General features: G+C 52.0%; 25 protein-coding genes and 1 tRNA gene. 15 read left to right on the plus strand and 11 right to left on the minus strand.

The window, feature by feature from the left end; translation table 11 throughout:
* Positions 1-73 precede the first annotated feature (73 nt).
* The 4 genes from HKT17_RS06485 to HKT17_RS06500 all read left to right on the plus strand — a co-directional run bounded on the left by HKT17_RS06485 (position 74) and on the right by HKT17_RS06500 (position 2,574).
* Positions 74-382, plus strand: coding sequence for an integration host factor subunit alpha (locus tag HKT17_RS06485; protein WP_335618416.1), 309 nt, complete (start codon positions 74-76; stop codon positions 380-382).
* Positions 383-419: 37 nt separating this feature from the next.
* Positions 420-803, plus strand: coding sequence for a MerR family transcriptional regulator (locus HKT17_RS06490; protein WP_171098719.1), 384 nt, complete (start codon positions 420-422; stop codon positions 801-803).
* Positions 804-829: 26 nt separating this feature from the next.
* Positions 830-906 (plus strand) — tRNA-Pro (locus HKT17_RS06495).
* A 63-nt stretch (positions 907-969) separates the two neighbouring features.
* The gene (locus HKT17_RS06500) at positions 970-2,574 is read left to right on the plus strand and encodes a hypothetical protein (protein ID WP_205882516.1); all 1,605 of its coding nucleotides are present in this window, start codon (positions 970-972) and stop codon (positions 2,572-2,574) included.
* Positions 2,575-2,724: 150 nt separating this feature from the next.
* Here HKT17_RS06500 and HKT17_RS06505 read toward each other — a convergent pair whose 3' ends face one another.
* From HKT17_RS06505 to HKT17_RS06525, 5 genes are all read right to left on the minus strand, one after another.
* Positions 2,725-3,240, minus strand: coding sequence for a hypothetical protein (locus tag HKT17_RS06505; RefSeq protein ID WP_171098723.1), 516 nt, complete (start codon positions 3,238-3,240; stop codon positions 2,725-2,727).
* Complete coding sequence (locus HKT17_RS06510; protein WP_171098726.1) at positions 3,231-3,713, minus strand: M23 family metallopeptidase; 483 nt, start codon at positions 3,711-3,713, stop codon at positions 3,231-3,233. The genes HKT17_RS06505 and HKT17_RS06510 overlap by 10 nt, the downstream gene beginning before the upstream one ends.
* A gap of 131 nt (positions 3,714-3,844) precedes the next feature.
* Positions 3,845-4,417: an exopolysaccharide biosynthesis protein gene (locus tag HKT17_RS06515; RefSeq protein ID WP_171098729.1), complete on the minus strand. Its 573-nt coding sequence runs from the start codon at positions 4,415-4,417 to the stop codon at positions 3,845-3,847.
* A gap of 33 nt (positions 4,418-4,450) precedes the next feature.
* Entirely contained in the window at positions 4,451-5,224 is a 774-nt protein-coding gene (locus tag HKT17_RS06520) for an SDR family NAD(P)-dependent oxidoreductase (RefSeq protein ID WP_171098731.1), read from the minus strand.
* An 89-nt stretch (positions 5,225-5,313) separates the two neighbouring features.
* Positions 5,314-5,982: a TetR/AcrR family transcriptional regulator gene (locus HKT17_RS06525; RefSeq protein ID WP_171098733.1), complete on the minus strand. Its 669-nt coding sequence runs from the start codon at positions 5,980-5,982 to the stop codon at positions 5,314-5,316.
* Between the two features lie 125 nt (positions 5,983-6,107).
* Between HKT17_RS06525 and HKT17_RS06530 the strand changes: the two genes are divergently transcribed.
* The 5 genes from HKT17_RS06530 to HKT17_RS06550 all read left to right on the plus strand — a co-directional run bounded on the left by HKT17_RS06530 (position 6,108) and on the right by HKT17_RS06550 (position 14,029).
* Complete coding sequence (locus HKT17_RS06530; RefSeq protein WP_171098735.1) at positions 6,108-7,466, plus strand: GDSL-type esterase/lipase family protein; 1,359 nt, start codon at positions 6,108-6,110, stop codon at positions 7,464-7,466.
* A gap of 71 nt (positions 7,467-7,537) precedes the next feature.
* A complete protein-coding gene (locus HKT17_RS06535; RefSeq protein ID WP_171098737.1) occupies positions 7,538-9,805 on the plus strand; it encodes a TIM-barrel domain-containing protein in 2,268 nt (755 codons plus the stop codon).
* Between the two features lie 99 nt (positions 9,806-9,904).
* Complete coding sequence (locus HKT17_RS06540) at positions 9,905-11,356, plus strand: sensor histidine kinase (RefSeq protein WP_171098739.1); 1,452 nt, start codon at positions 9,905-9,907, stop codon at positions 11,354-11,356.
* Positions 11,353-12,054, plus strand: a complete 702-nt coding sequence (locus HKT17_RS06545) for a response regulator (RefSeq protein WP_171098741.1) — start codon at positions 11,353-11,355, stop codon at positions 12,052-12,054. Before HKT17_RS06540 ends, HKT17_RS06545 begins: the two co-directional genes overlap by 4 nt.
* An 85-nt stretch (positions 12,055-12,139) precedes the next feature.
* A complete protein-coding gene (locus HKT17_RS06550) occupies positions 12,140-14,029 on the plus strand; it encodes a potassium transporter Kup (protein ID WP_171098744.1) in 1,890 nt (629 codons plus the stop codon).
* Between the two features lie 69 nt (positions 14,030-14,098).
* Here the strand turns inward: HKT17_RS06550 and HKT17_RS06555 are convergent, their stop codons facing one another.
* Positions 14,099-15,553 carry an alkaline phosphatase PhoX gene (locus HKT17_RS06555; protein ID WP_205882517.1) on the minus strand — a complete coding sequence of 485 codons (1,455 nt, stop codon included), beginning with the start codon at positions 15,551-15,553 and terminating at the stop codon, positions 14,099-14,101.
* A 264-nt stretch (positions 15,554-15,817) separates the two neighbouring features.
* Between HKT17_RS06555 and HKT17_RS06560 the strand changes: the two genes are divergently transcribed.
* On the plus strand, positions 15,818-17,068 hold the full coding sequence (locus HKT17_RS06560) for a TIGR03862 family flavoprotein (RefSeq protein ID WP_171098748.1): 1,251 nt from the start codon (positions 15,818-15,820) through the stop codon (positions 17,066-17,068).
* Here HKT17_RS06560 and HKT17_RS06565 read toward each other — a convergent pair.
* Positions 17,058-17,774, minus strand: coding sequence for a class I SAM-dependent methyltransferase (locus HKT17_RS06565; protein WP_240605700.1), 717 nt, complete (start codon positions 17,772-17,774; stop codon positions 17,058-17,060). The two genes, HKT17_RS06560 and HKT17_RS06565, sit on opposite strands and share 11 nt — an antisense overlap.
* Before the next feature lie 116 nt (positions 17,775-17,890).
* Between HKT17_RS06565 and HKT17_RS06570 the strand changes: the two genes are divergently transcribed.
* From HKT17_RS06570 to HKT17_RS06580, 3 genes are all read left to right on the plus strand, one after another.
* Positions 17,891-18,802 carry a bestrophin family protein gene (locus HKT17_RS06570; RefSeq protein WP_171098750.1) on the plus strand — a complete coding sequence of 304 codons (912 nt, stop codon included), beginning with the start codon at positions 17,891-17,893 and terminating at the stop codon, positions 18,800-18,802.
* Between the two features lie 61 nt (positions 18,803-18,863).
* Positions 18,864-19,703, plus strand: a complete 840-nt coding sequence (locus tag HKT17_RS06575; RefSeq protein ID WP_171098751.1) for an SDR family NAD(P)-dependent oxidoreductase — start codon at positions 18,864-18,866, stop codon at positions 19,701-19,703.
* Between the two features lie 23 nt (positions 19,704-19,726).
* Entirely contained in the window at positions 19,727-20,701 is a 975-nt protein-coding gene (locus HKT17_RS06580; RefSeq protein WP_171098754.1) for an NADPH:quinone oxidoreductase family protein, read from the plus strand.
* On the opposite strand, the gene HKT17_RS06585 is transcribed toward HKT17_RS06580, so the two are convergent.
* A complete protein-coding gene (locus tag HKT17_RS06585) occupies positions 20,691-21,314 on the minus strand; it encodes an LON peptidase substrate-binding domain-containing protein (RefSeq protein WP_171098756.1) in 624 nt (207 codons plus the stop codon). The two genes, HKT17_RS06580 and HKT17_RS06585, sit on opposite strands and share 11 nt — an antisense overlap.
* A 43-nt stretch (positions 21,315-21,357) precedes the next feature.
* Complete coding sequence (locus tag HKT17_RS06590; protein WP_171098758.1) at positions 21,358-21,993, minus strand: LysE family translocator; 636 nt, start codon at positions 21,991-21,993, stop codon at positions 21,358-21,360.
* A 103-nt stretch (positions 21,994-22,096) separates the two neighbouring features.
* Here HKT17_RS06590 and HKT17_RS06595 point away from each other — a divergent pair, with 103 nt between their 5' ends.
* Positions 22,097-22,948 carry a LysR substrate-binding domain-containing protein gene (locus HKT17_RS06595; RefSeq protein ID WP_171098759.1) on the plus strand — a complete coding sequence of 284 codons (852 nt, stop codon included), beginning with the start codon at positions 22,097-22,099 and terminating at the stop codon, positions 22,946-22,948.
* An 81-nt stretch (positions 22,949-23,029) separates the two neighbouring features.
* On the plus strand, positions 23,030-23,857 hold the full coding sequence (locus HKT17_RS06600; protein ID WP_171098761.1) for an MBL fold metallo-hydrolase: 828 nt from the start codon (positions 23,030-23,032) through the stop codon (positions 23,855-23,857).
* Between the two features lie 6 nt (positions 23,858-23,863).
* Here HKT17_RS06600 and HKT17_RS06605 read toward each other — a convergent pair whose 3' ends face one another.
* A complete protein-coding gene (locus tag HKT17_RS06605) occupies positions 23,864-24,667 on the minus strand; it encodes an enoyl-CoA hydratase/isomerase family protein (protein ID WP_205882518.1) in 804 nt (267 codons plus the stop codon).
* Positions 24,658-26,127, minus strand: coding sequence for an LVIVD repeat-containing protein (locus tag HKT17_RS06610; protein ID WP_171098765.1), 1,470 nt, complete (start codon positions 26,125-26,127; stop codon positions 24,658-24,660). Before HKT17_RS06610 ends, HKT17_RS06605 begins: the two co-directional genes overlap by 10 nt.
* Positions 26,128-26,129: the final 2 nt, after the last annotated feature.

Here is a 26,129-nt window from a genome sequence, read left to right on the forward strand (position 1 = left end):
GGTAGAACTCACTGTGGATCAATTTGTGTTGAACGACGACCGAAGCAACGAAACTACTGCCCGCACGGACCGCATGGACCTGATTGAAGATGGTCTGGCCTCGGGCTCCCTGACCAAGGCTGAATTGGCTGAAATGTTGTTTGATAGCCTGGGCCTGAACAAACGCGAAGCCAAAGACTTCGTGGATGCGTTTTTCGATGAAATTCGCACCACGCTTGAAGGCGGCGACTCTGTGAAATTGTCGGGTTTTGGCAATTTCCAGCTGCGTGACAAACCCCAACGCCCCGGTAGAAACCCAAAAACTGGCGAAGAGATTCCCATTGCGGCGCGTAGAGTGGTAACCTTTCATCCCAGCCAGAAACTTAAAGCTTTGGTTGAATAATTTTCACTAAATTATTTAAGTACAAGCCAATTACTCAATGCAAAAAACCGTAAACGCAGACGGAACGCCACCCACAGCCAGCTTGCCGCCCATTCCGGCCAAGCGCTACTTCACCATTGGTGAGGTCAGCGAGCTGTGCGGCGTAAAAACCCACGTGCTTCGTTATTGGGAGCAAGAATTCACGCAATTGAAGTCGATTACCCGACGTGGCAATCGTCGTTACTACCAGCACCACGAAGTGCTGTTCATTCGCAGAATTCGTGAACTGCTGTACGAACACGGCTTCACCATCAACGGTGCACGCAACCGTTTGGATCAGGAAAAAAATGGCCCGGCAGGCGACGCGCCGCTGCCCATTTTGATCGATCGGGAAGTTTTGAAAGAACAATTGCTAAATTTGCGCGAAGCCCTGAAAGCCTGAGCGTTTCATGTATAATCCAGCCTTCTCGGAATGTAGCGCAGCCTGGTAGCGCACTTGCATGGGGTGCAAGGGGTCGGAGGTTCGAATCCTCTCATTCCGACCAAAATTAAAGAAAGCCTGGGTTTAACAGCCCGGGCTTTTTTGTTTTTGAGTCGCCTTAATTCACTTGCTTGAATTGTTCGGCTCGTTCAATATTGCCCAGCAGCAGGTCCATCAACACCTTCTCGGGCAAATCCACATGCAAAAAGAAGCCTCACAAATTCAACAAGAGGTTCAGCACCTGTTTTCCCCCAATCCTTTGCCCAAGCCTTTGGCCGATCCCCTCAATTTGCTTCGCCCTGTTGTTGCATTTTTAATTGCAATTCAACTGCTCCTAGGGATTGGTTTGCTTGTTTTCGGCTTGGCGCAAGGCACAGTAGAGCTGTTGATTCAAGCGGGTGTACTTTTTGTAGCGCCCGCCTTTTTGGTCGTTGTGTACGCTTTGGCGTTGCCGAAGCAAACCACAAATATTTTCTATCTGCGAAGTTTCAAGAAAGATGCAAGCAGCTACAGAATTCGAGAACTACTCGAGGTGGTTTTGGGGCGCGGTTACAGGCTTTCTGGAATTCGTGACCCGAGAAAGCGCGTACCGCATTTTCTAAAACCACTTTTTCTTGTGCCCATGATGTTGGCCTATGCGGGTTCAAAATATCTGAACCTGGAGGCCAAAGAGGATTGGAAGGCAAGGCTGTGGCGATCTCTTGCAGATGCCAAGGGAGTGGTACTCGACCTTCGTGACCTTACCGAGTTTGTGATCGAGGAAATTGAATTGGTGTTGGTGAGCATGCAGCCAGATCGAATTTTATTCATCGTTCAAAACGAGCATGAGTTTGCACAGCTTAAAAACCGCCTGGCCAACAAGGGAGTGGCTGTTGCACCGCTCAGTCATGTGGTGGTTTGGGATGAAGCAATACCGGGCAATGAGGAACAATTTGCCTCTCGGTGTCAAGCATACTGCCAACAACTACCTGGCCATGTTGCAGGTTTGGCGGTATCGGCTGCCCCGCTGATTCAAGCTTTTGTAAAAAGTACCCATGCCTTGAGGCTTGAGACAGCAAGTGCCTGGGCACAATACGCTGTGGGCATTGCCATGTTGTTTGCATTGTCGTCTGTGTCTGGTGAAACAGATCGGCTTGGTGAATGGCCTTGGTTGGGTTTTGTACTTGGAACACTGGTGGTGTTGCAGTTGGCCCTTTTGCTAAATCACTTTGTTGGTGTGGTTAAAAAAATGCGCATGGCCGGCCGTTTCAACCCAGCGTACAAGCTTCACCTTCGGGCTGATTTGATGAAAGGCTTGGGGCTTGGGCTTCTGCTGATTGTGATGGCAGCAGGTTTGGTGTTTGCGGGGATTCGCCATATTTACACTGGCTATTTGGACAGGGCAGAGCAAGTTCGGTTTGAAACAAGCTATCGAACACTTGAATTGATCACAATGGATGCATTTTTGAGTGGTGGCCCAGCCATTGTTGATGCACAAACCCTTCTGGAGGCACTGGGGCCTTCCTCGGCCAGTCCATTCAAACTGAATGGTGCAAATTTGGACATGGTGAATTCACCCGGCAGCATTTGGGTGGCCGTACCTCAAACTGAAACTGAAAAAGCGACACTGGGTTTTAGTTGGGCCGGGATGGAAATTGCACCGCGCTGCACACCTGAAACCTTGAGCAAACTGGAACAGGAATTTGCAGCAGATTCATGGGTTTATGAAAACTGCTTGATGAATGGCCATTAGGATTTAGGAATTGTGGACTTTTTTACACCTCATTTTCTGTTGTTCAGGGAACTGCTTTAATTTTGCTAAAAATTCAACGTGTTCTTTTGAGACGAGTGCCTAAATTGGCTGACTGGTCTTTCGGTTTCACGGGGCTTGTCTGGTGTTGGGTTAATCAGGATTCTCTTCCCAACTATAGCTCCCCTGTTGATAAGTCAACACGCCTTCGGCGGCTTCGGTAGTCAACTGTACGCCATAGTCGCCATTTGGCAGTTCAATGTTTTGCCAAAGGCCTTGGCCTTCGCGCTGTTGCTGAAAAATTAAAATACCAGAATCACCAGTAGGCCCCTTGTTGCTAAGTAAATGGCCTGTACCCAGTTTTTGATTCGTTGAGCACTCAGCAACTAGCAATGCGCGTTGGCTATCGTTAAGGACTTGTATAGGCCAATAGAATGCCTGTATATCGCAATTGTGTTGTTGACAGGCTTGCAAGGCATTTCTAACCAGCACTGCGTACACACAGCGTTCTGCGGAGTCGCCGACCTTTCTGCCGATGAACAATTGTGTGGGCTGCACATTGCTCAATATTGAAATTGATGTGTCGGTTTTGTTTGACGGCTTCTGGCAAGCGGCCAATGTAAATACAGCGCAAGCAAGGCCAATTAAAAACATTGGATTTACTTGCATGACGTGTCGCGTAAACAAAGAAGTGAATCGAGCAGTTTCGTGCAATCTTGAAGATCGCTGCGCCGTGAGTAGGGAGGGTTTCTTGGGTTGGTCATTGCCCCTGTTGCTGCTCCAGAAAAATGTTCAATGTGGAGCATAGGGTGGAGGCCTTTGCCCAGGTTGCCAATTTTTCCAATTTGCTGCCCTGCCTCTACTACGGAACCAGTCTTCGGAATTCCATCGTGTGATATTTCACCATAGCGCACCACTCCAAGTGCCCCATGGTCAATTGTGACTTGAAAAGTACCCAAATAGAAATCGCGCGACTCCACTACCCGGCCTGCTGTTATTGCCAGCACGGGAGAATCTAATGGTGCGTATAAATCGCAACCAGCGTGTGTGCGTCCGCTTGCCCGTTTTGCGCCAAAGCTTCGTGGCGTTTGCTTGTAAGAGTAGGTTGAGATCCACTCTGGAACAGGCCAGAATTTATTCATCGTTTAGTTTTAGTAAAAAAATTGAGCGTAGAGGCGTTATCGAGAGATGTCAAAAATGAGTATGGCTGTGAGGAGGGGAGCGCATGCTGGGTAGTCCATCGGTGCAGCTTGCAAAACTTAACACTATTTCGTTAAACCACCTTTACGATCACCCACATTAAAAATCCCACCACGCCAACTCCCACCAGCCCGGTAACAATCCCTGCAATAATTGCCAGGCCGTCTCGCGCCATTAGGCCAAGGCCAATCAAAATGAGTGCAATAGCGGGTGTGCCGTTGCCGCCGGGTATTGGCAGGAAAATGATGAATCCCATTAGGGCGATGAAGGGCACCAGCCAGCCGCGGTGGGTGGGGCTGCTCAGCGATGCTAGTCGTGGGGCGCAAATGCGGTCGGCTTTGGTATATATCCAGCCCAGAATTTTGATGAGCCGCGTTGCGGATGCTTTGGACAATTTTACGCGGCATACTCTTTCAGGCAGGCCGTGGCCACTGTCGTTGATCCACATCATGTGGGCAACAGACCATATTCCAAACGAGAACAAAAAGCCGGAAAAGGGAATTGGCAGCAGGGTGAGTACGGCCAGAAAAAGCAGCAGTGCGCCGTGGGCAGACTCGCCATGCATGTCGGCAAGAAAGCGCACAGAAACCTGGTCTTCGTGGGGGTGTTCAACGGCCAGTTTAAGGCGCAGCAGTAAATCATTCATGCTGTTGAGTATACCGCTGCGGCATTACACCGCTTACCGATAGCCTCCATCGGCCATGACAACTTGCCCCATTAAGTAGGGCATTGTGAGCAAGTGCAGTGCACATTGCGCCATTTCATCAGGTTCGGCCCAGCGCTTCATCCAGATTTTTGAAGATTCTTTTTCGCGCACATCGGGGGGCAGGGTGGCGTTCAAGTCGGTGTTGATCCAGCCGGGGGCCAGGCCGTTGATACAAATTTGGTCTTCGGATAATTTTTCCGCGGCCACGCGCACAAACAAATTGTTGGCGGCCTTGGAGGCATCGTAATGGGCAGAAACAGGGTCCCAACTGTTAATACCGTTGGTGGATGTAACCAATACAATACGCCCCCGAAAGTCGCCATGCAGCAGGTTGTGTTTCATTTGCAGTGCTGCGTATTTGGTGACCAAAAAGCTGCCAGTGGCATTGGTGTTTTGAACCTGGTCCCATTCGGCTTGGGTTTGGTCAAAAAATTCAGTGTTGGGTGATATGCCCGCGCTGTGGATCAAATGATCAATGGCAATGCCCTCGCGTGCAATGGCTTCAAAAAATGCAGCAACCGATGTTTCTTGCCCTACTTCACAAGGAAATGCTTTGGCCTGAATCTTGGGGTTGACTTGCTGAATTTGCAGCAAGGCGGCTTGCGTTTTTTCAGGTTTTCGGCTGGCCGACACCACCACATTGCCGCCAGCTTTGGCAACACCCAAGGCGCAGGTTAGGCCGATGCCGCTGGCGCCGCCAGTGATCACTGTCCAGGTGTCGGAAAAATCAAAATGCGCTGCAGCCATGGTCTACCCCTTTTTGTTGTTGGGCTTTTAGTTTGGCACAGCAGCAAAGTTTTGTTGGAGCTTAATTGGGGTGTGGTTTGGGCTTTGTTCTACGCATAACCCTTCACGCCCAGCTCGCGACCCATGCCGCCGAACACCAGTTCGGTGCCATCGACTAGTTCGGTCATGGGTTGTTTGAAGTCGGTGGCTATCCAGCTTTGGCACAGGTGAATAATTATGCCTACCGCGCTTTTGGCCATTACCCGCAGTATTTTGTCGGGCACTTTGGGGCCACTTAAAAACGGGCGAGTGAATTGCAACATCAAATCAACAAAGGCGTCGTAGCGCTCACCGTACATTTCGCCCAGTTGGCCACGCACGGTCATTGCTTCAATCAAAATCAAGCGGGCTTTCACAGGGTTGCGTTTTACAAAACCAAAACTTTCTTGAAGACCGGCATGCACCAGTTTGCGGGCGTCCATCAAATGGGGTGCTACCGCTGCCAGAATGGATTGCATGTATTCACGGGTCACGGATTCGTAAGCTGCAGTTAAAAGCGATTCACGACTGGGGAAGGCTTCATAAAAGTAACGCTTGGTTAGCCCGGCCTCCGAACATATCGCATCGATACTTACCGCTGCAAAACCATGCCCACCGAACAAATGCACTGCGGCATCCACAAGTGCTTGTTTGCGAGCAGCCTGGCGCTCTTCGCCTGATTTGCCGCCGTAACTGCGCGGTGTTGCCGGAGGGGGCGGAGTGGTTTTTGATCGATTCAAAGGAATTTCTTATAGTGTTTGACACTGGATCGTATCACATTTATTCTTGTGTTGAAATTCTGATACTAATCAGTGTCAGTTTTTAAGCTTGCTCAATTTACCCAATCAATTTTTGGCTGTTCGCAATGAAACTTTCTTTTTTGTGTGGCTTTACTTTGGCCATTGCGCTGTTGTTGGCGGCCTGCGGGGGTGAGTTGTCGAACAGTTCAAGCGATGCAGCACGGTCAATTCAGGCAAGCGGAGCTGGTTTTTGCACACCTGTGAAGGGCAAGGAGCCGCAGGGGAGGGTGGTCACCTCTTGGAAAACGGCGCCTGGCGATGCCTTGATTACACACCCGATTAGTGGGCTGACAGTACGGCAATCGTTTGCACCGCATTGGGCGGGCAATGTGGTGCGGCTGCGTTTAAGTAACCGTTATTCAAGTTTGCCGGTTACATTTACCAACATTCATTTGGCAGAGGAATCTTCACCCGGTAGTGCAAACATGGTGCCCAACACGGCATGCAGGCTTGCGTTCAACGGTCAGCCAAGCTTGACTTTGCAGGCTGGTGAAACGGTGGTGAGTGATTGGATAGCTTACCCGGTCGAAGCTTTCAAACGGGTAGGGGTTAGCTTTTATGCGCCGGGCCTAACGCCGCAAGTAACTCGCCATTTGAATGCGAACGAGGTGCTGTACCTAAGCCTGCCCGGCGATTATTCTGCCAGCGAGAGTGGAAGCATGTTTGCGCCTGCGCCTGAAGGTTATACCGCCAACTTTTTGGTCATCGAAGCGCTGGAAGTGTTGGCCCCAAACAATGTAAACACGGTGGTGGCAGTGGGCGATTCCATCACTGATGGATCGGATTCAACCACGGCTTTTTTAAGCGGCCAAGGCTCGCCTTTAGTAGCCACCGATCAACGTTATCCCAACCATTTACAGCGCAGGTTCCTGCAGGTCGGTATGCCTTTCACGGTAGCCAATGCGGGCATTGGTGGCAACGAGTTGCTGCGCGATGGGTGGCTGCCTCAATTTGGTAAGGCGCTGCTTGCACGTTTCGATGCCGATGTACTTCAAACCCAAGGTGCAAGCCATGTGTTGGTGATGATAGGCACCAACGACTTTGGAAACCCCAAGCCGGGGCAAGCGCCTACATCTGAAGCGTTGATTGCCGGGTACAAAGAATTGATTGCCAAGGCCAAGAATGCGGGTCTGAAAATTATTCTGGGCACCATTCCGCCCGCGGAAGGAACCGTAACAGAACTGATTCCCGTGTTGCACGGCACTGCCGCTGCAAGGGTTGCGCGTGATGAAGCCAATGCCTGGATAAGAAGCCAGACCATGAGTGACGGTGTGGTGGATTTTGAGCGATGCCTGGAAGACAAAAACCGAAAAGGTTTTTTGGCACCAGAATTCAACAGCGGTGACAACTTGCACCCCAACCCGGCAGGTTACGCTGCCATGGCCGACTGTGTGAATTTGAACCTGTTTGAGAGACAACAATGAAATTCCTGTGTTTGAGCAGCGCCCAAATTGCCGTAGTGGCCCAAAAGGCCTCAATCGAATCAATAGCCCTCATGCTTTTATTTGCAGTCTTTTTGTCAGGCTGCTTGGGCGGTAGCGAAAGCACAGTTGTTGCCAACACCACAACTGTCTCGGCCAATTCTGTAGAACCCGTACAAGTGGACTTGGGCGAGCAAACAATTGCCATGAGCAATGCCAATGGCCGTGTGGAAATCGTGAAGAACCCGTTGAGAATTAGTTTTTTCAATTCGGCTGACGAATTGGTGCTGGAGCAGGTGAGCAGTGCCGGTGGCCCGCTTTCTCCCGGTTTGTCGATTGATGAACCACTGGGTAGCGACTACGTGCCGCGCATGTTGCTGAATGCACCTTTTAGCTACATGGTGGGGGCTGAATTGGCCCCCCAGCTGCGGGCTACACCTTGGGTGGGCAATTACCTGACCCAGGCTTTGGTGGGTATTCAATACCACGGCACTGAAGTGCTGGAAGCCAAAGAAACATCCACAGGCGTTGAAATGACGATTGCCACCAATGACCCGACGGGGCGAGTAATCGATGTGGAAATAAAGCCAACTGATAACAACAGCTTTGAAGTGCACATGGCGGTGAACCCGGCCCAAGGGGTGGTAATGGTGGCTGACAGTTTTGTGCTGAAACAAGAAGAGTCGTTTTACGGTTTTGGTGGTCGCCACCATGCAGTGAACCAGCGCGGCAATTTGCTGACCAATTTCATTCAAGCACAGAACATTGGCGCTGGCCCCTTGGCACCTGTGGCCAATACTGCGTCGGGACAAGGTGAGGGATACATGTTCCCCTCCGGCCCGGATGCGGCCTATTACATTTCAACCGCCTTTGCTTCATCGGGTGGCTATGGTTTCATGCTCGACAGCACGCGGCCCTCGCGCTATGACTTGGGGGCCTCTAACCCGCAAGCCTGGCAGGTGAATGTATCAGGCGCAGAGATGAGCTATTTGGTCGCGCCCGGTGGCGAGAAAAAAGCGCTACAGAGTTTGTCGGGTTTGCAGGGTCGACACCGTGTGCCCTTGCAGGCTGACCTTGGCCCCACCTTGTCGCGTGCGGTGCGGGTGTTGTCGGCACAAGCGGATGACGCTGCCAGTTACGAGGCAAAAATCTGGGACGACATTGCGCAAATGGACGCGTTCAAATTGCCTGTCAAAGGTTATGTGTTTGAGGGTTGGGAAATTTTGCCGCGCGAAACCAGCAAAACGATTATTGAAGCTTTGCACGACCGCAATATTCGCGCGTATTTGTACATTCGAAATTATGTGGGTATCGATGTGGCCAACACCGAACGACCCGAAACCTTTACCGAGGCTTTGCAAGAAGGGTATGTGGTCAACGACGCTGCAGGTTTGCCTTACCTGTTTGGTACGCCATTTGGCGGCCTGGGCGCTGCGATCGATTTTACGAACCCTGAGGCGATTGCGTGGTGGGAGGGCCGCATTCGGGAGATGATTGAGGAGCTGGGTGCAGATGGATTCATGCAGGACTTTGGCGAACATATTGCGCTGGACATGTATTTTTTCGATGGCAGCACTGGTGAGACCATGCACAACCATTACCCCACAGTGTTTCACCAAACCACGCGGAAAATTATTGACGATATTGAGCGTAAAACCGGGCGTCACATATTCTTCTGGACGCGTGCGGGCTATTCCGGGCGTCAGGGCAGTTCGGGTTTCGAGTCGTCCAATTTCCCTGGGGATGAAACCAGCGATTGGTCGCGTGCATCGGGCATTGCCTCCTTGACCACCGATATGCTTAGCCGTGGTGCAACGGGTTCCTACGGCTACAACACAGACATTGGCGGATACTTTGATTTTCATACAGGTCCGGCCGATGCCGAGCTGTATACGCGCTGGTCGTTCTGGGCGGCCTTGTCGCCAGTATTTCGCGTGCACAATTCTTCAAGCAATGGCGTACGCATGCCTTGGTTTTATGGTGAAGAAACATTGGCACACTGGCGCAAGGCGGCGCAGTTGCATTTGAAAGCAGCACCGTTGATTATCAAATTGTGGGACGAGGCGCAATCGACAGGCGTTCCACCCGTGCGGGCCTTGTGGGTGGAATACCCCAAAGATGAACGCTCCAGGCAGGAAGACCAACAATGGATGTTGGGCCGCGATGTGCTGGTTGCGCCCGTGGTGGTGCAGGGGGCCACCACACGCGATGTGTACTTGCCGCAAGGTTGCTGGAAGCATGTTGAAACCGGCACGCAGTTTGAAGGGCCACGAGATATTACGGTGCCTGCGCCGATTGATTCACTGCCATACTTTTTCAAATGTGGAACAAACCCTTTCTGAGAGGAATTCGCTTATTCACCGGCAGCAACGATTAGAATCGTAGGATGATTAGTACTTGGCGTTAAGCGAAGGCGTTGCTGCATTGGATGAATTGAATTCATGAAACCGACGGGGTTGTTGATAGGGATACTGGGTTTTACCTTGTGGGCCGCCCTGATGTTGGTGCTGGCCTACCCCCACGACTGGGTCACGCTTGCCAACGCGCCTGTGGTGCTTATTCTGGTCTCATCGATTTATTCCCTGTTGTTGCCCTTGTCACTTTCACTTGCGCTTAGCGCGCTTGCTGTGCTTATGTTCAACTACCAAATGGTGCCACCCGTGCACACTTTTCATGTTGACCTTCACGAGCATGGCATTTTGCTGATCACGATGATGGGTGTGTCGTGGTTGATTACGTATTTATTGCGTCGGCAAAAGCAAATTGCAGCGCTTGAACGGCAGCAGGCGCAGCGCACTTTGCAGTTAATGCAGTGGAGCGAAAAACTGCGCGAGTTTGATAATCCGCAACAACTGCTTTCCGATTTGCACCAATTGTTGCTTGGTCTGGCTGAGGGTTCTACCCAAGTGTTGGTGGGGTTTACTTCTTCTGAGCTTGAATCGCTGAACGCCACGCAAATTAAAGCCTTTGATGCTTGCTTGCAAGAGAACAAAGCATTGGGAAAAAGCACTGGGCGATATGACAATTTGGAAGACTTGTACCTGCCCATGCGTGGAAAATCGAAAGCGTACGGAGTGTGCGTGTGTGTCGGCGGTGATATTGATTTTAACGAGGCTTTGTGGGTTCGTGATGCGCAGGCATTGCTGGATCAGATGGGTCTGGCCTGCGATCGGCGAGACAATGCGCTGCGTGCCCAAAGTGCACGAGAATCGGCACAAACACAGAAAACCCGCAGCCTGTTTTTAACATCGATTGCGCACGATCAGCGAACGCCGCTGGCCAGCATCATGACTTCCGCTTCGGCGATTCTTGAGCAGACAGATCGCTTGAGCAAAGACGAGATTCGGCATTACGCCGAGTTGATACAAGAGGAAACCCAGCAGGTTGCGCGCCTGACCGACAACACACTGACCTTGGCACGGTTAAGTGGTGAACAAGTACAGGTGCCTACGCAACTGGAATCGGTGGAAGACATTGTGGCGGCTGTGCTGCAACGCCTGAGAAAACGAAAAGCCGTGTATTTACCCACTGTGAAAGTTGCTGCGGGCTTGCCGCTGCTGAATTGCAACATGGTTCTGGTGGAGCAGGTGTTGGATAACTTGATCGACAATGCAATCAAACATTCGGGGGCACCTTGTTCAGTTGAACTGAATGTTTTGCAACAGCAAGGTGATGTTGTGTTTCAGGTGTCTGATCGTGGTGTAGGCATGCAAGGCCAGCACAAATTGCAGGGTGATGAATCCCGGGGCATGGGCATTGGTCTACAGCTATGCCATGCCGTGGCGCAAGTTCACGCAGGGTGTTTGAGTTTTTCTACACCTGCAATTGCAGGACAAGGTGTGTTGGCCATATTCACATTGCCCTTGGCTGAGGCACAGGAACAAGGCGCATGAGCATTCGTATTTTGTTGATTGAAGATGACCGGGAGCTGGGCAAGGCCCTGCGCAACAGCTTGAGCACAGAAGGGCATTCAGTGGTCACCGCAGCCAGTTTGTCAGAAGCCAAGGCCTTGTTGGCGAATCAGCCTGCAGGGCAGGCGTTTGATTTGTATTTACTCGATTTGGGTTTGCCCGATGGCGATGGGAAAAGTTTTCTGGAGCTGGCCCGCAGGGCAGGCAGTGCACCTGTGATTGTGATTTCGGCGCGCCCGCACGAGGAGAGCAAAATTGAGTTGCTTGACGCAGGGGCCGATGATTATCTGGTGAAGCCATTCAGCGTGGGGGAGTTGTTGGCTCGCATTCGTGTCGCCTTGCGCCACCGAGGTAATTTGGCGCAGCCAGCCACTTTGTTGTATCAGCGTGATGGTTTGAATGTTGATTTGCTGAAGCGTGAAATTACCTTGCATGGTGCTGAAATTAAGTTAACGCCCACTGAGTATGAACTGCTGGCGCGCCTGGTGCGAAGTGCTGGGCAGGCGGTAAGCCACCGGCAATTGCTGGCTGATGTGTGGGGCCCCGAGTACCTGGAGTACACACAATACACCCGCCTGTATGTAGGCCAGCTGCGTGCGAAAATCGAGAATAACCCGGCAGACCCACACTTTATTTTGACGGAAACTGGTGTGGGTTACCGCATGTTGGCAGGCGCCTAGGTTCCCTCCCGGGTTTCCTTATAACTTCCTTATATGTTGCAGCACATGATGCAGGCTGTTTACACAGTGCAAGTGCGTTACAACCATGAACAAACCAGAATCAACAGACAAAACCAAGGCCGGCCTGGCTGCACTCACCTTGGGTGCGATTGGCGTGGTGTACGGCGACATCGGCACCAGCCCCCTCTACACAGTCAAAGAAGTATTTGGCGAAAACAGCGGGGTACCCCTGAATCCCGAGAACCTGACGGGTGCCATTTCCGTGATTTTCTGGGCATTGATGTTGGTGGTCACCTTGAAGTATGTGATCCTGATTTTGAAGGCCGACAACCATGGTGAAGGCGGCGGCCTGGCACTTACCGCTCTGGCGTCAGAGGCGGTGCGCAAAAACCCGAAACTGAAAACTGTGTTGCTGCTGATTGGTGTGTTCGGTGCCACCTTGTTTTATGGCGACAGCGTCATTACTCCTGCCATTTCTGTACTGGGCGCCATGGAAGGGCTGACGCTGGTTACACCCACCTTAACGCCCTACATCATTCCCATCAGTGTGTTGATCCTGATGGGCCTTTTCGCCGTACAGCGCTATGGAACTTCCGTGGTGGGGCGTTTCTTCGGCCCCATCATTGTGCTGTGGTTTGCTACTTTGGGTGCAGTGGGTGTGGTCAATATTGTCAGTGCGCCTGAAATTCTTCATGCCCTGAACCCTGTACACGGCATTCAATTCATTTTCGATAGGGGGTGGGGTTTGTTTGCAGCATTTGGCGCAATTGTGCTGGCTTTGACTGGTGCAGAGGCGCTGTATGCGGACATGGGGCATTTCGGAAAAAAGCCGATTCGCCTGGCCTGGACGTTTTTGGTGTTTCCTTGTTTGGCCTTGAATTATCTGGGGCAGGGCGCCTTGCTGATTGCCCAACCGGATGCGATTGAAAATCCGTTTTACCGTTCTTTTCCTGATGCCTGGGTAATCCCCGTACTGTGCCTGGCCACCATGGCCGCCATTATCGCATCCCAGGCGGTTATTTCCGGCGCGTACTCCATGAGCAAACAAGCCATTCAACTGGGCTTTTTGCCGCGTATGAAAATTCAATACACCTCGGCCAAGGAGTCGGGCCAAATTTATATGCCCGCTGTGAACTGGTTGTTGCTGGCAGGTGTGTTGTTGGCGGTGTTGATGTTTAAAACGTCGTCCAACCTGGCGGGTGCGTATGGTATTGCGGTCACCCTGACCATGTTGATTACTACCACGCTGACCTATTTTGTGATTCGCCACAGTTGGGGTTTGCCAGCCTGGTTGTCCGTGGGTGCAACCATTTTCTTCATTTTGATTGACATACTGCTGGTGGTCAGCTGTGCCTTCAAGTTGTTCGATGGTGGCTGGTTCCCGATTGTGTTGGGCCTGGCCTTGTTTGTGGTGATGTCGACCTGGTGGCGAGGCCGCAAATTGCTGATGAAAAGCATTCAGAAAGACGGCATTGATTTGAGCGAATTTTTGCCCACGCTGAATGTGGAACAGATTAACCGCGCTTACCGCACTGCGGTGTACCCGGTGGCTGACCCTGACAAAGTGCCCATGGCTTTGCTTCACAACTTGAAACACAACCAGGTGTTGCATGCATCGAATGTGATGCTGACTGTGGTTTTTGAAAGCGTGCCCTGGGTAGGGAATTTGAACCGGGTTGAAGTGAAATCGCTAAGCCGTGGCTTCTGGCAGGTGACCGTGCGCTATGGCTTCATGAATACGCCGGATATTCCCAAAGCACTGGAGTTGACGGATGAAGTGGGCCTGAAAATTTCGCTGTTTGAAACCACTTACTTTTTAAGTCGCGAGACGGTTGTACCCACACCCGGTTCCGGCATGGCCAAGTGGCGCGAGCAATTGTTTGCAACCATGAGCCGTAATGCGGGCGGCGTGGTTGACTTCTTCAAGTTGCCATCAAACGCGGTAGTAGAACTGGGGACGAGGGTTCAGATTTGATGAAACGGTGAGCTGGTTCCCAATCGACAGCTTTTCCGCAATGTCGATTGGGTAAGTCAATCGCTCTCTTTATGCAGATGGCATGGCGCGCGCCATGGGTGGGTTAACACGCACTGAAAACGGCATGGTGATCTCGTAGAGCACACCACCTTGGCCAAATGACACTGTTTCACCGTTTCGAAGTGCCCGCTGATTGGACACATAAAGCCTGCGTCCGTCGGGTGAAAATGCGGGGCCTGTGACCTCGGTTCCACCTGCATCTCCTGGCAAGCGAAGCAGTGGAATGGTGCTGCGGTCTGGCAGAAGCACCATGGCACGCATGTCGCCCCCGTCCTCCACCACAATCATTTCGCCGTCGAGGGTCATCGAGAGGTTATCGACGCCCATCATCTTGGGTTCAGCCGGGTCTACGGGCGAGCCGATGGGTCCGTCTGTGGGATCGTAAATGCTTTCAATGGTGCCCCTGGCCACGTCAATGGCCCACACATTGCTGTCCACTTTGGTGGAAAAATATACAAATCCGTTGACGAACCACACACCTTCATTGCCCGCAAAAATTGTGGATTCCGCCAAGTAAACATCGGCCTGTGGTCGCCCGTCGTCAATCGCATCCAGCCAAACAATTGGTGTTGGTCCCTGACGCGCAGCATCAATGCCCGCCGGCACAGACAACACTTGAAGTTTGCCGCGTGTCAGATCGGGGCGACCGTTTCTGGGCCATTCGTTCTCGGTGTAAATGTTTCGGTAAAAGCGATCTTCGCCGGTGATGTCTTCTGTGTGATAAATCGCACGACGCTCTACATCAAAAGCCACTTGTTCATGCGCTTTGCGGCCGAATCTGTCCAGGCGGATGGGTTCACCGCCGTTTCGAAGTGGGCTGCATTCAAACATATAGCCGTCGAGAATTTCCTCGCCATTTATCCAGGTGCCCCAAGGGGTGGCAGCGCCAGAACAGTTGGTAGAGGTGTTTCGTTGCACAGGGTAGGCATCAATCAAATTGCCACCTTGATCAAACCGCAGTGCACTGGCACCCCCGGCAAACGGCAGCAGCAAAGGTATGCCGCCTGGCAGCAATGTGTTCACCAAACCGCTTATGGCGTTGGTGATCGGGCTGAGTGCCATCAGCGAATCGCGGCTGGCCAGTCGGCGAATTGCCGATAGCTCTGCAGGTATTTGACCAAATGCTGTTGTGGCGTCTCGGGCTTCGGAATTTGATACATAAATCCAGCCACCATCTTCAGTTGCAAACACGGCACCACCATCGGGGTCTGAATGCCAACGGAAATCGGGCTGGGAGGGTAAAGGGGGCTCGTTAAAAACGGCAACTACCCGAGATGTGAAACCAGCGGGTAATTGAATGCCGTTGGCATCGGGTGGCAGCAGGGGGCCCATGGATGCAAACGGGCTGGTTCGGGGGGCACCCGATCCACTCGGAGCTACGCCTGAGGAGCTCGTACCTGAAGATCCGCCGCCGCAAGCTGTTAGCCATTGTGCAGCAGAAATACTGCCTGCTGTCAGCAGCATGTTTCTAAGAAACACCCGCCGCGATAAGCCCTGCCGCTCGATTGCCCTGAGTTCATTGTGCATACCAGCCATTACCAACTCCGTTTACTTCTGATGCTACAAGTTAGTAATACTCGCTCGAGCAGTGAAAGGATTCAGTGGCCACACCCTAAGTAACAAGTCATGAACCTGTCACAATGGGGTCTGTGGGGTGGATGCTTTATAATTGAGAGCACACATACTGAATATCTACTCAAGCAGCTCACCAACTGAAAGCCGCAGGCTATGTTTCAAAACTCGAATACAACGGTGGCCATAGTGGGTGGCGGCCCTGCAGGCCTGATGGCCGCAGAAGTGCTTAGCAATGCGGGTGTGCAAGTGGATGTGTTTGATGCAATGCCATCGTTTGGCCGCAAGTTTTTGCTTGCCGGTATTGGTGGTTTGAACATTACCCACAGCGAAGACTATGCAAAGTTTTGCACCCGCTATGCGGACAGGCTTCCCCATTTACAAACCACACTTGATTTACTGCCGCCCGAGCGATTGTGCGAATGGGTGCATGAACTGGGCATTGAAACATTTGTGGGTACTTCTGGCAGGGTGTTTCCGAAAGAAATGAAAGCAGCGCCTTTGTTGCGTGCCTGGCTGCACCGCTTGAGAGGCAAGGGCGTGCGCATGCATGTTCGCCACAGGTGGCAAGGCTGGAATGAGAAGGGGCAATTGCAGTTTTCAACACCAAATGGTTTTGTTGAACATTTACCCAGGGCCACAGTGCTTGCCTTGGGTGGAGCCAGTTGGCCCAAGTTGGGTTCTGATGGGGCCTGGGTGCCTTGGCTGCGCAATTCAGGGGTTGAAGTTGCTGAGCTTGAAAGTGCAAATTGCGGCTTTGAGGTGAGCTGGAGTGATTACCTGCGCGAAAAATTTGCAGGCGCACCGTTGAAGTCGGTCGCCTTGAAATTTACCAGCCTGCAGGGCCAGGTAATTGAGCGACAGGGTGAAATGGTGATTGGTGAGCATGTTGTAGAAGGCAGCCTTGTTTACGCCTTCAGTCGGGAAATTCGCCAACGCTTGAATGCGCAGGGCGATGCAACTTTTGCGCTCGATTTATTGCCTGGGCGCAGCCTTGACCGTGTTCGAGCAGAATTGGCGGGGTGGGCACGCAGCAGTCAGTCCATGTCCAGCTATTTCAAAAATAAACTGGGTATTGCCGGTGTTAAGTTGGCTTTGCTGCATGAAGTACTTGGCAAAGACGAGTTCAAGAATTTGGAAAAACTGGTTTCAACCATCAAGGCACTGCCGATCACCGTTCACGCAGTGCGGCCAATTGATGAAGCCATTAGCACGGCAGGCGGTGTGCGCTTCGAAAGCATGAACAACAATTACATGCTGACCAACAAGCCCGGTACTTTTGTCGCAGGTGAAATGCTGGACTGGGAGGCACCCACAGGTGGTTATTTGCTCACCGCCTGTTTTGCAACAGGAATGGCTGCCGGGCAAGGCGTGTTGCGCTGGTTGAATGAATCAACTACGGATTGATGAAAGTTATCATGTTCTGCCAGCTGAGGCTTTCGGCTTTCTCGTATTTCAGCCCAAGGTCTTCCGCTTCTTTTTGAACCTGCGCCACGCTCATGGTGTGCAATGGTTTGATAGGCACATCCGGGTCAAAGGCGCGGTATTCCACAAACACGATTTTTCCGCCTTTTTTAACAGCTTTCATCAGTGATTGAAGCGTTTCACGTGGGTACTCAAGCTCGTGATACACATCCACCATAATCGCCACATCCAGAATTCGGTCGGGCAGGTTCAGGTTTTTCTCGCTGGACTGCCGAATTTGCATTCGGCCTTTGGGCAAACCCTCTGCCTTCTTTTGCAGCATTTTGATCATTTGCGGTTGAATATCCACAACCCACGCTACACCGTTGGGGCCAATTTTCTCAGCCATCATTTGCGCAATGTGCCCGGTACCAGCGCCAATGTCGCCCACCACCATGCCGGGTTTTAAATTCAATTTTTGGATCAGTAAATCAGTGCGCTCTTCTTGAAGGCGCTGCGGCCGCTCAAGCCAAGGCGCGCCTTGCCAACCCATCACCTTCGAAATTTGGCGTTCGCAATAGGATTTGCCGATGCCATCGGGGTGGGGATTGGGTATGGTGGCGTAGGCGCAGGTAGCCCAGCTTGACGGGCCAAGCAGCAAGCCTGTGAGGAGAATAAATACCCGGAGACTGGAGTTGGTGTGTTTCATTCCCAAATTGCAACATGATTTTCCGTTCTTGAAAAGAGTTCGTCGTGTCGGTGCCATATAACGGCCAGACTTGGGCAATAATCGAAAGGTCTATTACTGCTACAGCAAAGCGCGCCATGATTGTTCGACCCCGCCCCCGTGCGTATCAACTTCTATTCATTCTTCGTGGCTCCGTGGTTCGTCACATTGCCTGGAAAGTGGTGGCCATTGCATTGTTGTCATGCCTTGTGGTGTGGTGGTCCCATGGAGAACCCATAGAGTTTTTGAACGCTGGCCTGGGTACCTTTTCCATTTTGGGTTTGGCTTTATCCGTGTTTTTAGGTTTCAGAAACAATGCCTGCTACGATCGTTGGTGGGAGGCACGCAAGCATTGGGGCGATTTGATCGTGCATTCCCGAAATTTGGCCCGGGAGCTTGCAGCACTGTTTCCAAATGTGGCCCAGCGCGAAGTTTTGGTCAGTTTGTTGATTGGATTTTCCCATGCTTTGGCCGCCCGTCTTCGTGATCAAGATGAAGCACAGGCGGCTTCGAAATGGCTGAATGAATCTGACAAAACGTCGATCCAGATGTCCCGCAATGTGCCCAATGGAGTTCTGCAGTTATTTGATGCACGCTTGGCGGGCTTGTACCGTCAAGGTTTGATTTCTGACATCGTGTATCAAATACTGAGCCAGAAGGTGAGTGCGCTGGCCGCTGTGCAGGGGGCGTGCGAACGCATAAAAACTACGCCAACACCCTTTGCATATTCCCTGTTGTTAAGGCGTACCGCATGGTTGTTCTGTTTGCTGCTTCCTTTTTCACTGGCACCCAGCCTAAATTTTTTGACCCCCTTGATTGTGGCCACCATTGCATACACCTTTTTTGGTCTTGATTACCTGGGCGATGAATTGGAGGAACCGTTTGGACTGCTCGACAACGACTTGCCTTTGAATACACTGGTTCGTGTCATTGAAGTGGACTTGCTAGAAAGCCTGAACAAAAAGGATTTGCCTCCCAATTTAACTCCGGTGAATTATCTGCTGCAGTAACTGTGTGGATCGCTTGGCAGGTCTATGATTAAAACGAAAAGCAATTTGGAGACAACAAACAATGAACAACTTCAACGGCAAAACCGCCGTGATCACCGGGGCGGCCAGCGGTATTGGTTTTGCCTTGGCCAAACACGCCGCTGCACAAGGCATGAGCCTGGTGTTGGCCGATATTGATGAGGCAGCACTTCAAGCCGCAGCAGAACAACTGAGTCTTCCCGCTGATCGTGTACTGGCCTTGCGCACTGACGTGCGTCATGCAGCAGAAATCAAGGCATTGGCTGATGCGGCTTATGGCAAGTTCAATCAGGTTCATTTGTTGTTCAACAATGCAGGTGTTGCTTTGGCTCGCACCACGTGGGAACACACCGTGGCCGATTGGGAATGGATTCTGCAAGTGAATTTGTGGAGTGTTGTTCACGGTATTTCGGAGTTCCTGCCGCGTATGCAGGCTCAAGGTGGCCCGGCACACATTGTGAATACAGCATCGGTTGCAGGCCTTGTGTCCAACCCGGGCATGGCGGCCTACAATGTAAGCAAGCATGGCGTGGTCACATTGAGCGAAACCTTAAGTCTTGAGCTGCAAATGACCCAATCGCCCATCGGCGTTTCTTTGTTGTGCCCGGCTTGGGTGCCCACTGGTATTGGAAATTCTGAGCGCAACCGGCCCGGTGATGTGGCACAAACCAAGCCGATTGAAGGTTTGACAGCGCAGTTGAACAAACGAATTGGCAAGGCCATTGCCAGCGGGCAATTGACCGCCGATGACATGGCTGTAGAAACGTTCAATGCGATTGCTGAAAAGCGCTTCTATGTGATTCCGCACAGCTATATGTTCCCGGTGATTGAAACCCGGATGAAAGAAATTTTGAATCAGCAGAACCCAACGCTGCCCAAATAAAAAAGTAAAAAGGAGACAAAACAATGAAAGCATTGATGTGCAACAGCTTGGGCCTACCCAACACCTTGGTGTTCCAGGAAACAGCCGACCCGCAGCCGGGGCCTGGCCAAGTGGTGGTGGACATGAAAGCCGCCGGTGTCAATTTTCCGGATGCGCTGATCATTCAGGGCAAGTACCAGTTCAAACCTGCGTTGCCGTTTGCGCCAGGCGCTGAATTGGCAGGTGTAGTGGCTGCGCTTGGTGAAGGCGTAAAGAATGTGAAAGTGGGTGATCGTGTGATTGCCATGTGCACCCATGGTGCCTTCGCCGAGAAGGTGCTGGTGCAGGCCAAGCAGATCATTCCCATGCCACCCGCAATCGGTTTCGAAACCGCTGCATCTTTCACTCTGGCCTACGGTACTTCCTACCATGCACTGAAGGGCCGCGCCCAATTGAAAGAGGGCGAAACCCTGTTGGTGTTGGGTGCTGCGGGTGGTGTAGGCCTGGCGGCGATTCAAATTGCCAAAGCCTTGGGTGCCAAAGTGATTGCGGCGGCATCCGGTGCTGAAAAACTGGCCATTTGCAAAGAAAATGGTGCCGATGACTTAATCAATTACAGCACTGAGGATTTGCGCGAACGTGTGAAAGAACTCACTGCCGGGAAAGGTCCAAATGTAATTTTTGATCCTGTGGGTGGCAAGTTTGCCGAGCCTGCATTTCGAAGCATTGGCTGGAATGGGCGTTACCTGGTGATCGGTTTTGCAGACGGTGAAATTCCAAGCATTCCACTGAATTTGCCCTTGCTGAAAGGGGCTTCAATTGTGGGTGTGTTTTGGGGCGAGTTTGTGAATCGACAATTGTTTGATTTCATTAAAGACCTTGGCGACATGTTTGCCCTGATAGAACAAGGCAAATTGAAACCGCTGGTGTCCAAAGTGTATTCACTTGAACAGGGCGCTCAGGCCCTGCAGGATTTACTTGATCGGAAAGTGGTGGGCAAGGTTGTAATCACGACTTGAGCAAACCCTGGGCGGCCAAAGTATCGTCAATCAACTCCAGCCGCAGCAGAGGGTTGTCCAAAGCCAGCAATTGCAGCTTGGTGGGTTTGTCCAATGGCAACAGTTCGCACCAGCGGTTGGCCACCCAGCCGCAATCCATCAGCTTGTACGGTTTGCGAAATGGCAGCTGTTCCTCAGCAATTTCATTTTCATCGATCGAGTTGATCAGCCGTGCCAGGGCATTTGCACTGCCTTGGAGGTAGTCTGGAATTTCTACCACTGGGTCGGCTGGCAAGGTTTGAATTTCGCCCATCCACAAACCGTTCTTCTCTTGCGTGGCATTCAATAACTTGAATCGCTGGCTGCCCACTGTTGAAATTTCTATCAGCGTGGGAGTCACAAACTCGTGTTTTTCAATGTTGACCAGTGTGCCAATCTTGGCCAGTTGAATTTTCTCGTCGGGGCGGCGCACCTCATTGCCGTCCAGCAGGCTGACCACACCAAATGGTGTGTTGTCGCGCAGGCATTTTTTCATCAAGTCGAGATAACGAACCTCGAAAATTTGAAGATTTAAAACACCTTGTGGGAACAACACCGTGGTGAGCGGAAACAGTGGCATGGCCGCTTGTGACATGATCAAATTCCTTGGCTGATACTTCTACAACAAACCAAGCATATCAACCCATGGCTTGTATTGCCATCTCGGCACTCAATGCAAGCAAAGTAATTCCCATCAGCAGGCGCTGTGCCAAGAGCCACGCGGGTTTTCGGGCCAGGAAATTGGCCATACTGCCGGAAAATATCGCCATACCTGCATTCACACCTGCAAACATTGCAATGAGCAAACCGCCGTAAAACAGCGATTGTTCTAATACCCGGCCTTGTGTTTCGTCGATGAACTGAGGCAGTAAAGTAAGGAAAATCAACGCCAGTTTGGGGTTAAGCAGGCTGGTTGTGGCCCCCATGGCAAACAATTTACCAGCATGTTCGCGCGGTAACTGTTCACGAATTTCAAGCGGGGAGCGCCCCCCGGGGCGAATCGCATTCCAGCCCAGCCAGCCCATGTATACCGCGCCACATGCACTTAGAATTTGTGCAGCATGGGGCTGTGTTTTAAAAAAGGCGGTAATGCCAAACGCAGCACCAAACATGTAAAAAAGGTAGCCAACGACAACGCCGCCCAGCGATGTCAGCCCGGCGCGTCGCCCCTGCGTAATAGAGCGCGAGATCACATAGATCATGTTGGGGCCGGGCGTGATGGACAACAACCCCCCAACCACCAGAAAGGCATACAGAGAACTCAGGTCTTGCACTTCAATTGTCCTTGTTGGGTGAATCGCGAAGTGGATTATTCAACACTAGATAAATTTCGTAAAACGAATTAAATTGAACTGATTAATCAGAAAAGCTGACGAAATGAAAAAACTGGATTTGGATGCATTGAGCATGCTGGTGGCGGTGGCGGATTCCGGCAGTTTTGCGGCGGGCGCAGCATTGGTGCACCGTTCGTCGTCGGCGGTCAGCATGCAAATCAAGGGGCTTGAAGGCCTGCTGGGCAAGGCCTTGTTTTTGCGCGACACGCGTAACCTGGAGTTGACCGCAGAGGGGCACACCTTGCTCGGCTATGCCCGACAAATGCTCGCTTTGCGGGATGAAGCCTTTGCAGAATTAACCCGGCCAGCTGTGACTGGGCGTGTCAGTATCGGTGTACCTGATGATTATGCGTCATCTCTGCTGCCGCCTGTGCTACGCAAGTTTTCTGCCACCTATCCCCGTGTGGAAATACAAGTGGTTGGGCGACCCAGTCCGCACATTGCACAAATGGTCAAAGACAATGAAGTGGATCTGGCTGTAATTACACGCACCAAGGGTTGCCCTGGTATTTTGTTGCGCATGGAGCCCCTGGTGTGGGCGGGTTCCCCAAGCAACAAAACCATTTGGAAAGAGCGCCCTTTGCCGCTTGCTGTGTTTGGTGAAGGCAGCACGGCGCGTGCCCATGCACTGAAGGCCTTGCAGCAGGCAAAAATTCCTTATCGCATGTCGTATGAAAGCCCAGCCGTGCAAGGCCTGGTCAGCATGGTCGATGCGGGCCTCGCGATTGCCCCACTGGCCCAATGCGGCATGCCTGCCCACTTGGTTCGATTGGGTGCACTCGAGGGTTTGCCACCTTTGCAGCCTGTGGAAGTGGTGCTGTCCAGAAGCCTGAAATCAAAACGCCCGCCTTGTGACTATTTTGCAGAATTGCTGGTTCAAGAGCTCAGCAACTGAGTGGGCAAATCAGAACTTGCGTGCATTATTCAGGTGTTGCAACTTAAACTAAACCTACTCTAACTACACGGAACCTTGCTCATGAAAATTCACCACATGAATTGCGGCACCATGTGCCCGATTTGCAAACGTTTGATCAATGGCAGTGGTGGTTTTTTTGAAAGGGCGAATATGGTGTGCCATTGTTTGCTGGTGGAGAGTGAGCAGGGGCTGATTTTGGTGGACACGGGCGTAGGCACAGGTGATGTGCTGGAGCCCAACCGACGCTTGGGTGCTGGCTTTGTAGCCATGTTGGCGCCGCAACTGAAAATGGAAGAAACGGCAATCGAACAGGTGAAGGGTTTGGGGTTCAATGCCAGCGATGTCAAACACATTGTGCCCACGCATCTCGACCTGGACCATGCCGGTGGTTTAAGCGATTTTCCAGAGGCCAAAGTACATGTGTTTGAGCCCGAGCATCGCCATGCGATCAAGCCGAGCCTTCGTGATTCCCTGCGTTTCAGAAAAGCGCAGTTCGAGCATGGGCCCAAGTGGGTTATTCATTCAAAGCCTGCGGAAACCTGGTTTGGCTTTCAAGCCATTCGCCCCATTGCCGGGATAGAGCTGTTGATGGTGCCCTTGATTGGCCACACGCGCGGCCACGTTGGCGTGGCCGTGAAGCAGGGCAAGGACAGGGGCAACAAGTGGTTATTGCATTGTGGCGATGCTTATTTTCATCGCAGTGAAGTGGCCTTGAAGCATGAAGACCCCATGCCCGCAGGCGTCGCATTCTTTGAAAAACTGGTGCAAACGTTACCGGCAGAGCGGGTGGCCACACAGGCACGTTTGCGTGAGCTGGTCAAAAGCAGTGGCGATGAAGTTGAGCTGTTTTGCGCGCATGACCCCGTGGAGTATGCGCGCTACAGTTGAACGGGATTAACTTTTTGCTTTTCGTGCTGCAGCCAATTGCGCTTGCAGCGCATCGATGCGCTGGTGGTTGTCCTCGGAACCAATGTAACTTCTGAACAACCATTCCTGCGTGCGCATGGACATGTCCAAATCCTGGTTCAACACCACATTGGACAGTCGTTTCGTTTCAGCCAGACAGGCGCGGTCGTATTGCGCCATTTCACGCGCAATTTGCGCAACGGAGCTGAGCAATTCGCCTTCTGGAAACACCTTGCTGACATAGCCCATGCGCTCGGCTTCTGCCGCATCGTAAATACGACCAGTCAGCGCCACTTCCTTGGCACGTCCCATGCCAATGATGCGCCACAGCGGATCCATGATGGGGGTCAGTGACAGCACAATTTCGCGTTGTCCAAACTTGGCACGAGTGGAGGCATAGCGGATGTCGCACATCATGGTCAAATCAAAGCCGCCAGCAATTGCTGCACCACCCACGGCGCATATTACAGGCTGCTCACAAAACAGGATGGCGCGGTAGGCGCGGTGAAACAAAGCAGTGTAAGCCTCGTTGCTAACCTTCTCCAGCTTGCGAATTTCATTCAAATCAAAGCCTGCTGAAAAGTAGCGCTCACCCCCGGTGAACACAATCACATTCACATCCTGGCGCATACCCAGCGCATTGAACATGTGGGTCACTTCCTCCAGTACATCGGGGGCCAGTGCATTGCCTTTGTCTGGGCGGTTGATGGTGACTGTGGCCACGCGTTCGGCCACCTCTAGATTGAGATACTGAAAGTTCATTGACATCATTTCCGTTTGAATTATTTCCATGCGTTGTTGGTCACCTTGACCACATAAAAGCCCTGATAGCCATCGGTGTACCAAATTTCCTTGCGCTCGGGTACAAAAGCCGGGCTGGACATGGCCCAGTTGCTGGCAGGTGCCGGCAACGTTAACACACGCGGTTTCACTGGCGCATTGAAGTAAGCCACTTCAACAGGGTTGGCTGGGTCGCGAATATCAAAAATCCTCAAGCCTGACAAAATCATGCTGCACGCCACAATGGTTGGGTTGACGCGCGTAGGAATGTTGCAGTAGTGCCCAGCGTACCCGCCAGTGGGGTTCTGCGCACCGGGGTCACTTGCAATTTCTTCGCGGTTGGCGATGTTGTGCACATCGAGCCGCAAGTTCGAAATCACTTTGGGTTTTGTTTCATCCGAAATGTCGATAATGCGTGCAGCGCCCACGTTGGGACCATGAATACCGACAGGAATAGGGCCGCCATTGCCGCCTGAATACTCATCCACCTCCATCACATATTGCTTGCCGTTTCGAGTAAACGGGATGGCGTTTTGTGGAATTGTTACAGTGTCCCAAGTCAGTCGTGAAACTTCACGTACTTGCGGGTTGGCTTTGCGGGCTTGAATTTCTGAAATATCAAGAATCAGCATGCCAGCCGGGTCACCGATGCTGGCTACATAAGCGCGGTTGCCATCAGGGCTGATCGACAAGCCATGTGATGAATATTGCCCGGCCCACAATGGGTGCGGCAGGCTGGGATTGGAAATGTCGAGCGCCACCAGTGTGGAGGTGGAGGGTGAACCCGAGAAGAATGTTTTTCCATCGGGTGAAATACCGCTTTCATGGCCAAACAAACCCAAAGGCGTGGACGATTTCAACACGGGGTTGCGACAGTCTTCTGACACATCGTAAATATCCACAATGCCTGGGCCAAATGCGGGGTTACCCAACACGGCTGCCAACACACCACCTTCCTGGCTGACCACCAGCGATTCATGCGGCGACAGCATGGCAGGCGTAACAAGGCGGGCAGTACGCACAGGCCTGGTGGGGTCGCTCATGTCGAACACATTCACGCCCAGTTCCATGTCCAGAATATTGGTGGGGAACAGCAAGGTGCTGTCGGCAAATGCACAGTCGCGGCCTGCTTTGTCACGGTAGCGTTCCACCTTGAAGCCGCCCACAGTACCTATCACTCGTTCGGGCGCGAACGAGCCTACCATTTGTGTGTTGCATGAAAAACCCGCAGCAGCCAGACCGGCATCGTGATCAGCTTGTGAAACGCGACCCTGCATGCCTGTTTCAGGCTTTGCGCCCGGACCACATTGACCTTGCGGGGTGGCAGTTACATTCAAACCATCTACCACTTGGCTTGGGTTTGTTCGCCCGCCGCTTGTTGAACTGCTGCTGTCTGAACCACCCAGACAACCTGCTACCAGTGTAGGTAACAACAAGGCAGCCAGTACCACTTGTGTCGGTTTTTTCAACATGA

Origin of the sequence: Limnobacter sp. SAORIC-580, assembly GCF_013004065.1 — a bacterium.
Classification (GTDB): domain Bacteria; phylum Pseudomonadota; class Gammaproteobacteria; order Burkholderiales; family Burkholderiaceae_B; genus Limnobacter; species Limnobacter profundi.

Bases quoted from the DNA above. Each gene is read 5' to 3' on its own strand.
- HKT17_RS06485 (WP_335618416.1), top strand. From the start codon at position 74: ATGGACCTGATTGAAGATGGTCTGGCCTCGGGCTCCCTGACCAAGGCT.
- HKT17_RS06490 (WP_171098719.1), top strand. From the start codon at position 420: ATGCAAAAAACCGTAAACGCAGACGGAACGCCACCCACAGCCAGCTTG.
- HKT17_RS06505 (WP_171098723.1), bottom strand. From the start codon at position 3,240: ATGCAAGTAAATCCAATGTTTTTAATTGGCCTTGCTTGCGCTGTATTT.
- HKT17_RS06510 (WP_171098726.1), bottom strand. From the start codon at position 3,713: ATGAATAAATTCTGGCCTGTTCCAGAGTGGATCTCAACCTACTCTTAC.
- HKT17_RS06515 (WP_171098729.1), bottom strand. From the start codon at position 4,417: ATGAATGATTTACTGCTGCGCCTTAAACTGGCCGTTGAACACCCCCAC.
- HKT17_RS06520 (WP_171098731.1), bottom strand. From the start codon at position 5,224: ATGGCTGCAGCGCATTTTGATTTTTCCGACACCTGGACAGTGATCACT.
- HKT17_RS06530 (WP_171098735.1), top strand. From the start codon at position 6,108: ATGAAACTTTCTTTTTTGTGTGGCTTTACTTTGGCCATTGCGCTGTTG.
- HKT17_RS06535 (WP_171098737.1), top strand. From the start codon at position 7,538: ATGCTTTTATTTGCAGTCTTTTTGTCAGGCTGCTTGGGCGGTAGCGAA.
- HKT17_RS06540 (WP_171098739.1), top strand. From the start codon at position 9,905: ATGAAACCGACGGGGTTGTTGATAGGGATACTGGGTTTTACCTTGTGG.
- HKT17_RS06545 (WP_171098741.1), top strand. From the start codon at position 11,353: ATGAGCATTCGTATTTTGTTGATTGAAGATGACCGGGAGCTGGGCAAG.
- HKT17_RS06550 (WP_171098744.1), top strand. From the start codon at position 12,140: ATGAACAAACCAGAATCAACAGACAAAACCAAGGCCGGCCTGGCTGCA.
- HKT17_RS06555 (WP_205882517.1), bottom strand. From the start codon at position 15,553: ATGCTGCTGACAGCAGGCAGTATTTCTGCTGCACAATGGCTAACAGCT.
- HKT17_RS06560 (WP_171098748.1), top strand. From the start codon at position 15,818: ATGTTTCAAAACTCGAATACAACGGTGGCCATAGTGGGTGGCGGCCCT.
- HKT17_RS06565 (WP_240605700.1), bottom strand. From the start codon at position 17,774: ATGAAACACACCAACTCCAGTCTCCGGGTATTTATTCTCCTCACAGGC.
- HKT17_RS06570 (WP_171098750.1), top strand. From the start codon at position 17,891: ATGATTGTTCGACCCCGCCCCCGTGCGTATCAACTTCTATTCATTCTT.
- HKT17_RS06575 (WP_171098751.1), top strand. From the start codon at position 18,864: ATGAACAACTTCAACGGCAAAACCGCCGTGATCACCGGGGCGGCCAGC.
- HKT17_RS06580 (WP_171098754.1), top strand. From the start codon at position 19,727: ATGAAAGCATTGATGTGCAACAGCTTGGGCCTACCCAACACCTTGGTG.
- HKT17_RS06585 (WP_171098756.1), bottom strand. From the start codon at position 21,314: ATGTCACAAGCGGCCATGCCACTGTTTCCGCTCACCACGGTGTTGTTC.
- HKT17_RS06595 (WP_171098759.1), top strand. From the start codon at position 22,097: ATGAAAAAACTGGATTTGGATGCATTGAGCATGCTGGTGGCGGTGGCG.
- HKT17_RS06600 (WP_171098761.1), top strand. From the start codon at position 23,030: ATGAAAATTCACCACATGAATTGCGGCACCATGTGCCCGATTTGCAAA.
- HKT17_RS06605 (WP_205882518.1), bottom strand. From the start codon at position 24,667: ATGGAAATAATTCAAACGGAAATGATGTCAATGAACTTTCAGTATCTC.
- HKT17_RS06610 (WP_171098765.1), bottom strand. From the start codon at position 26,127: ATGTTGAAAAAACCGACACAAGTGGTACTGGCTGCCTTGTTGTTACCT.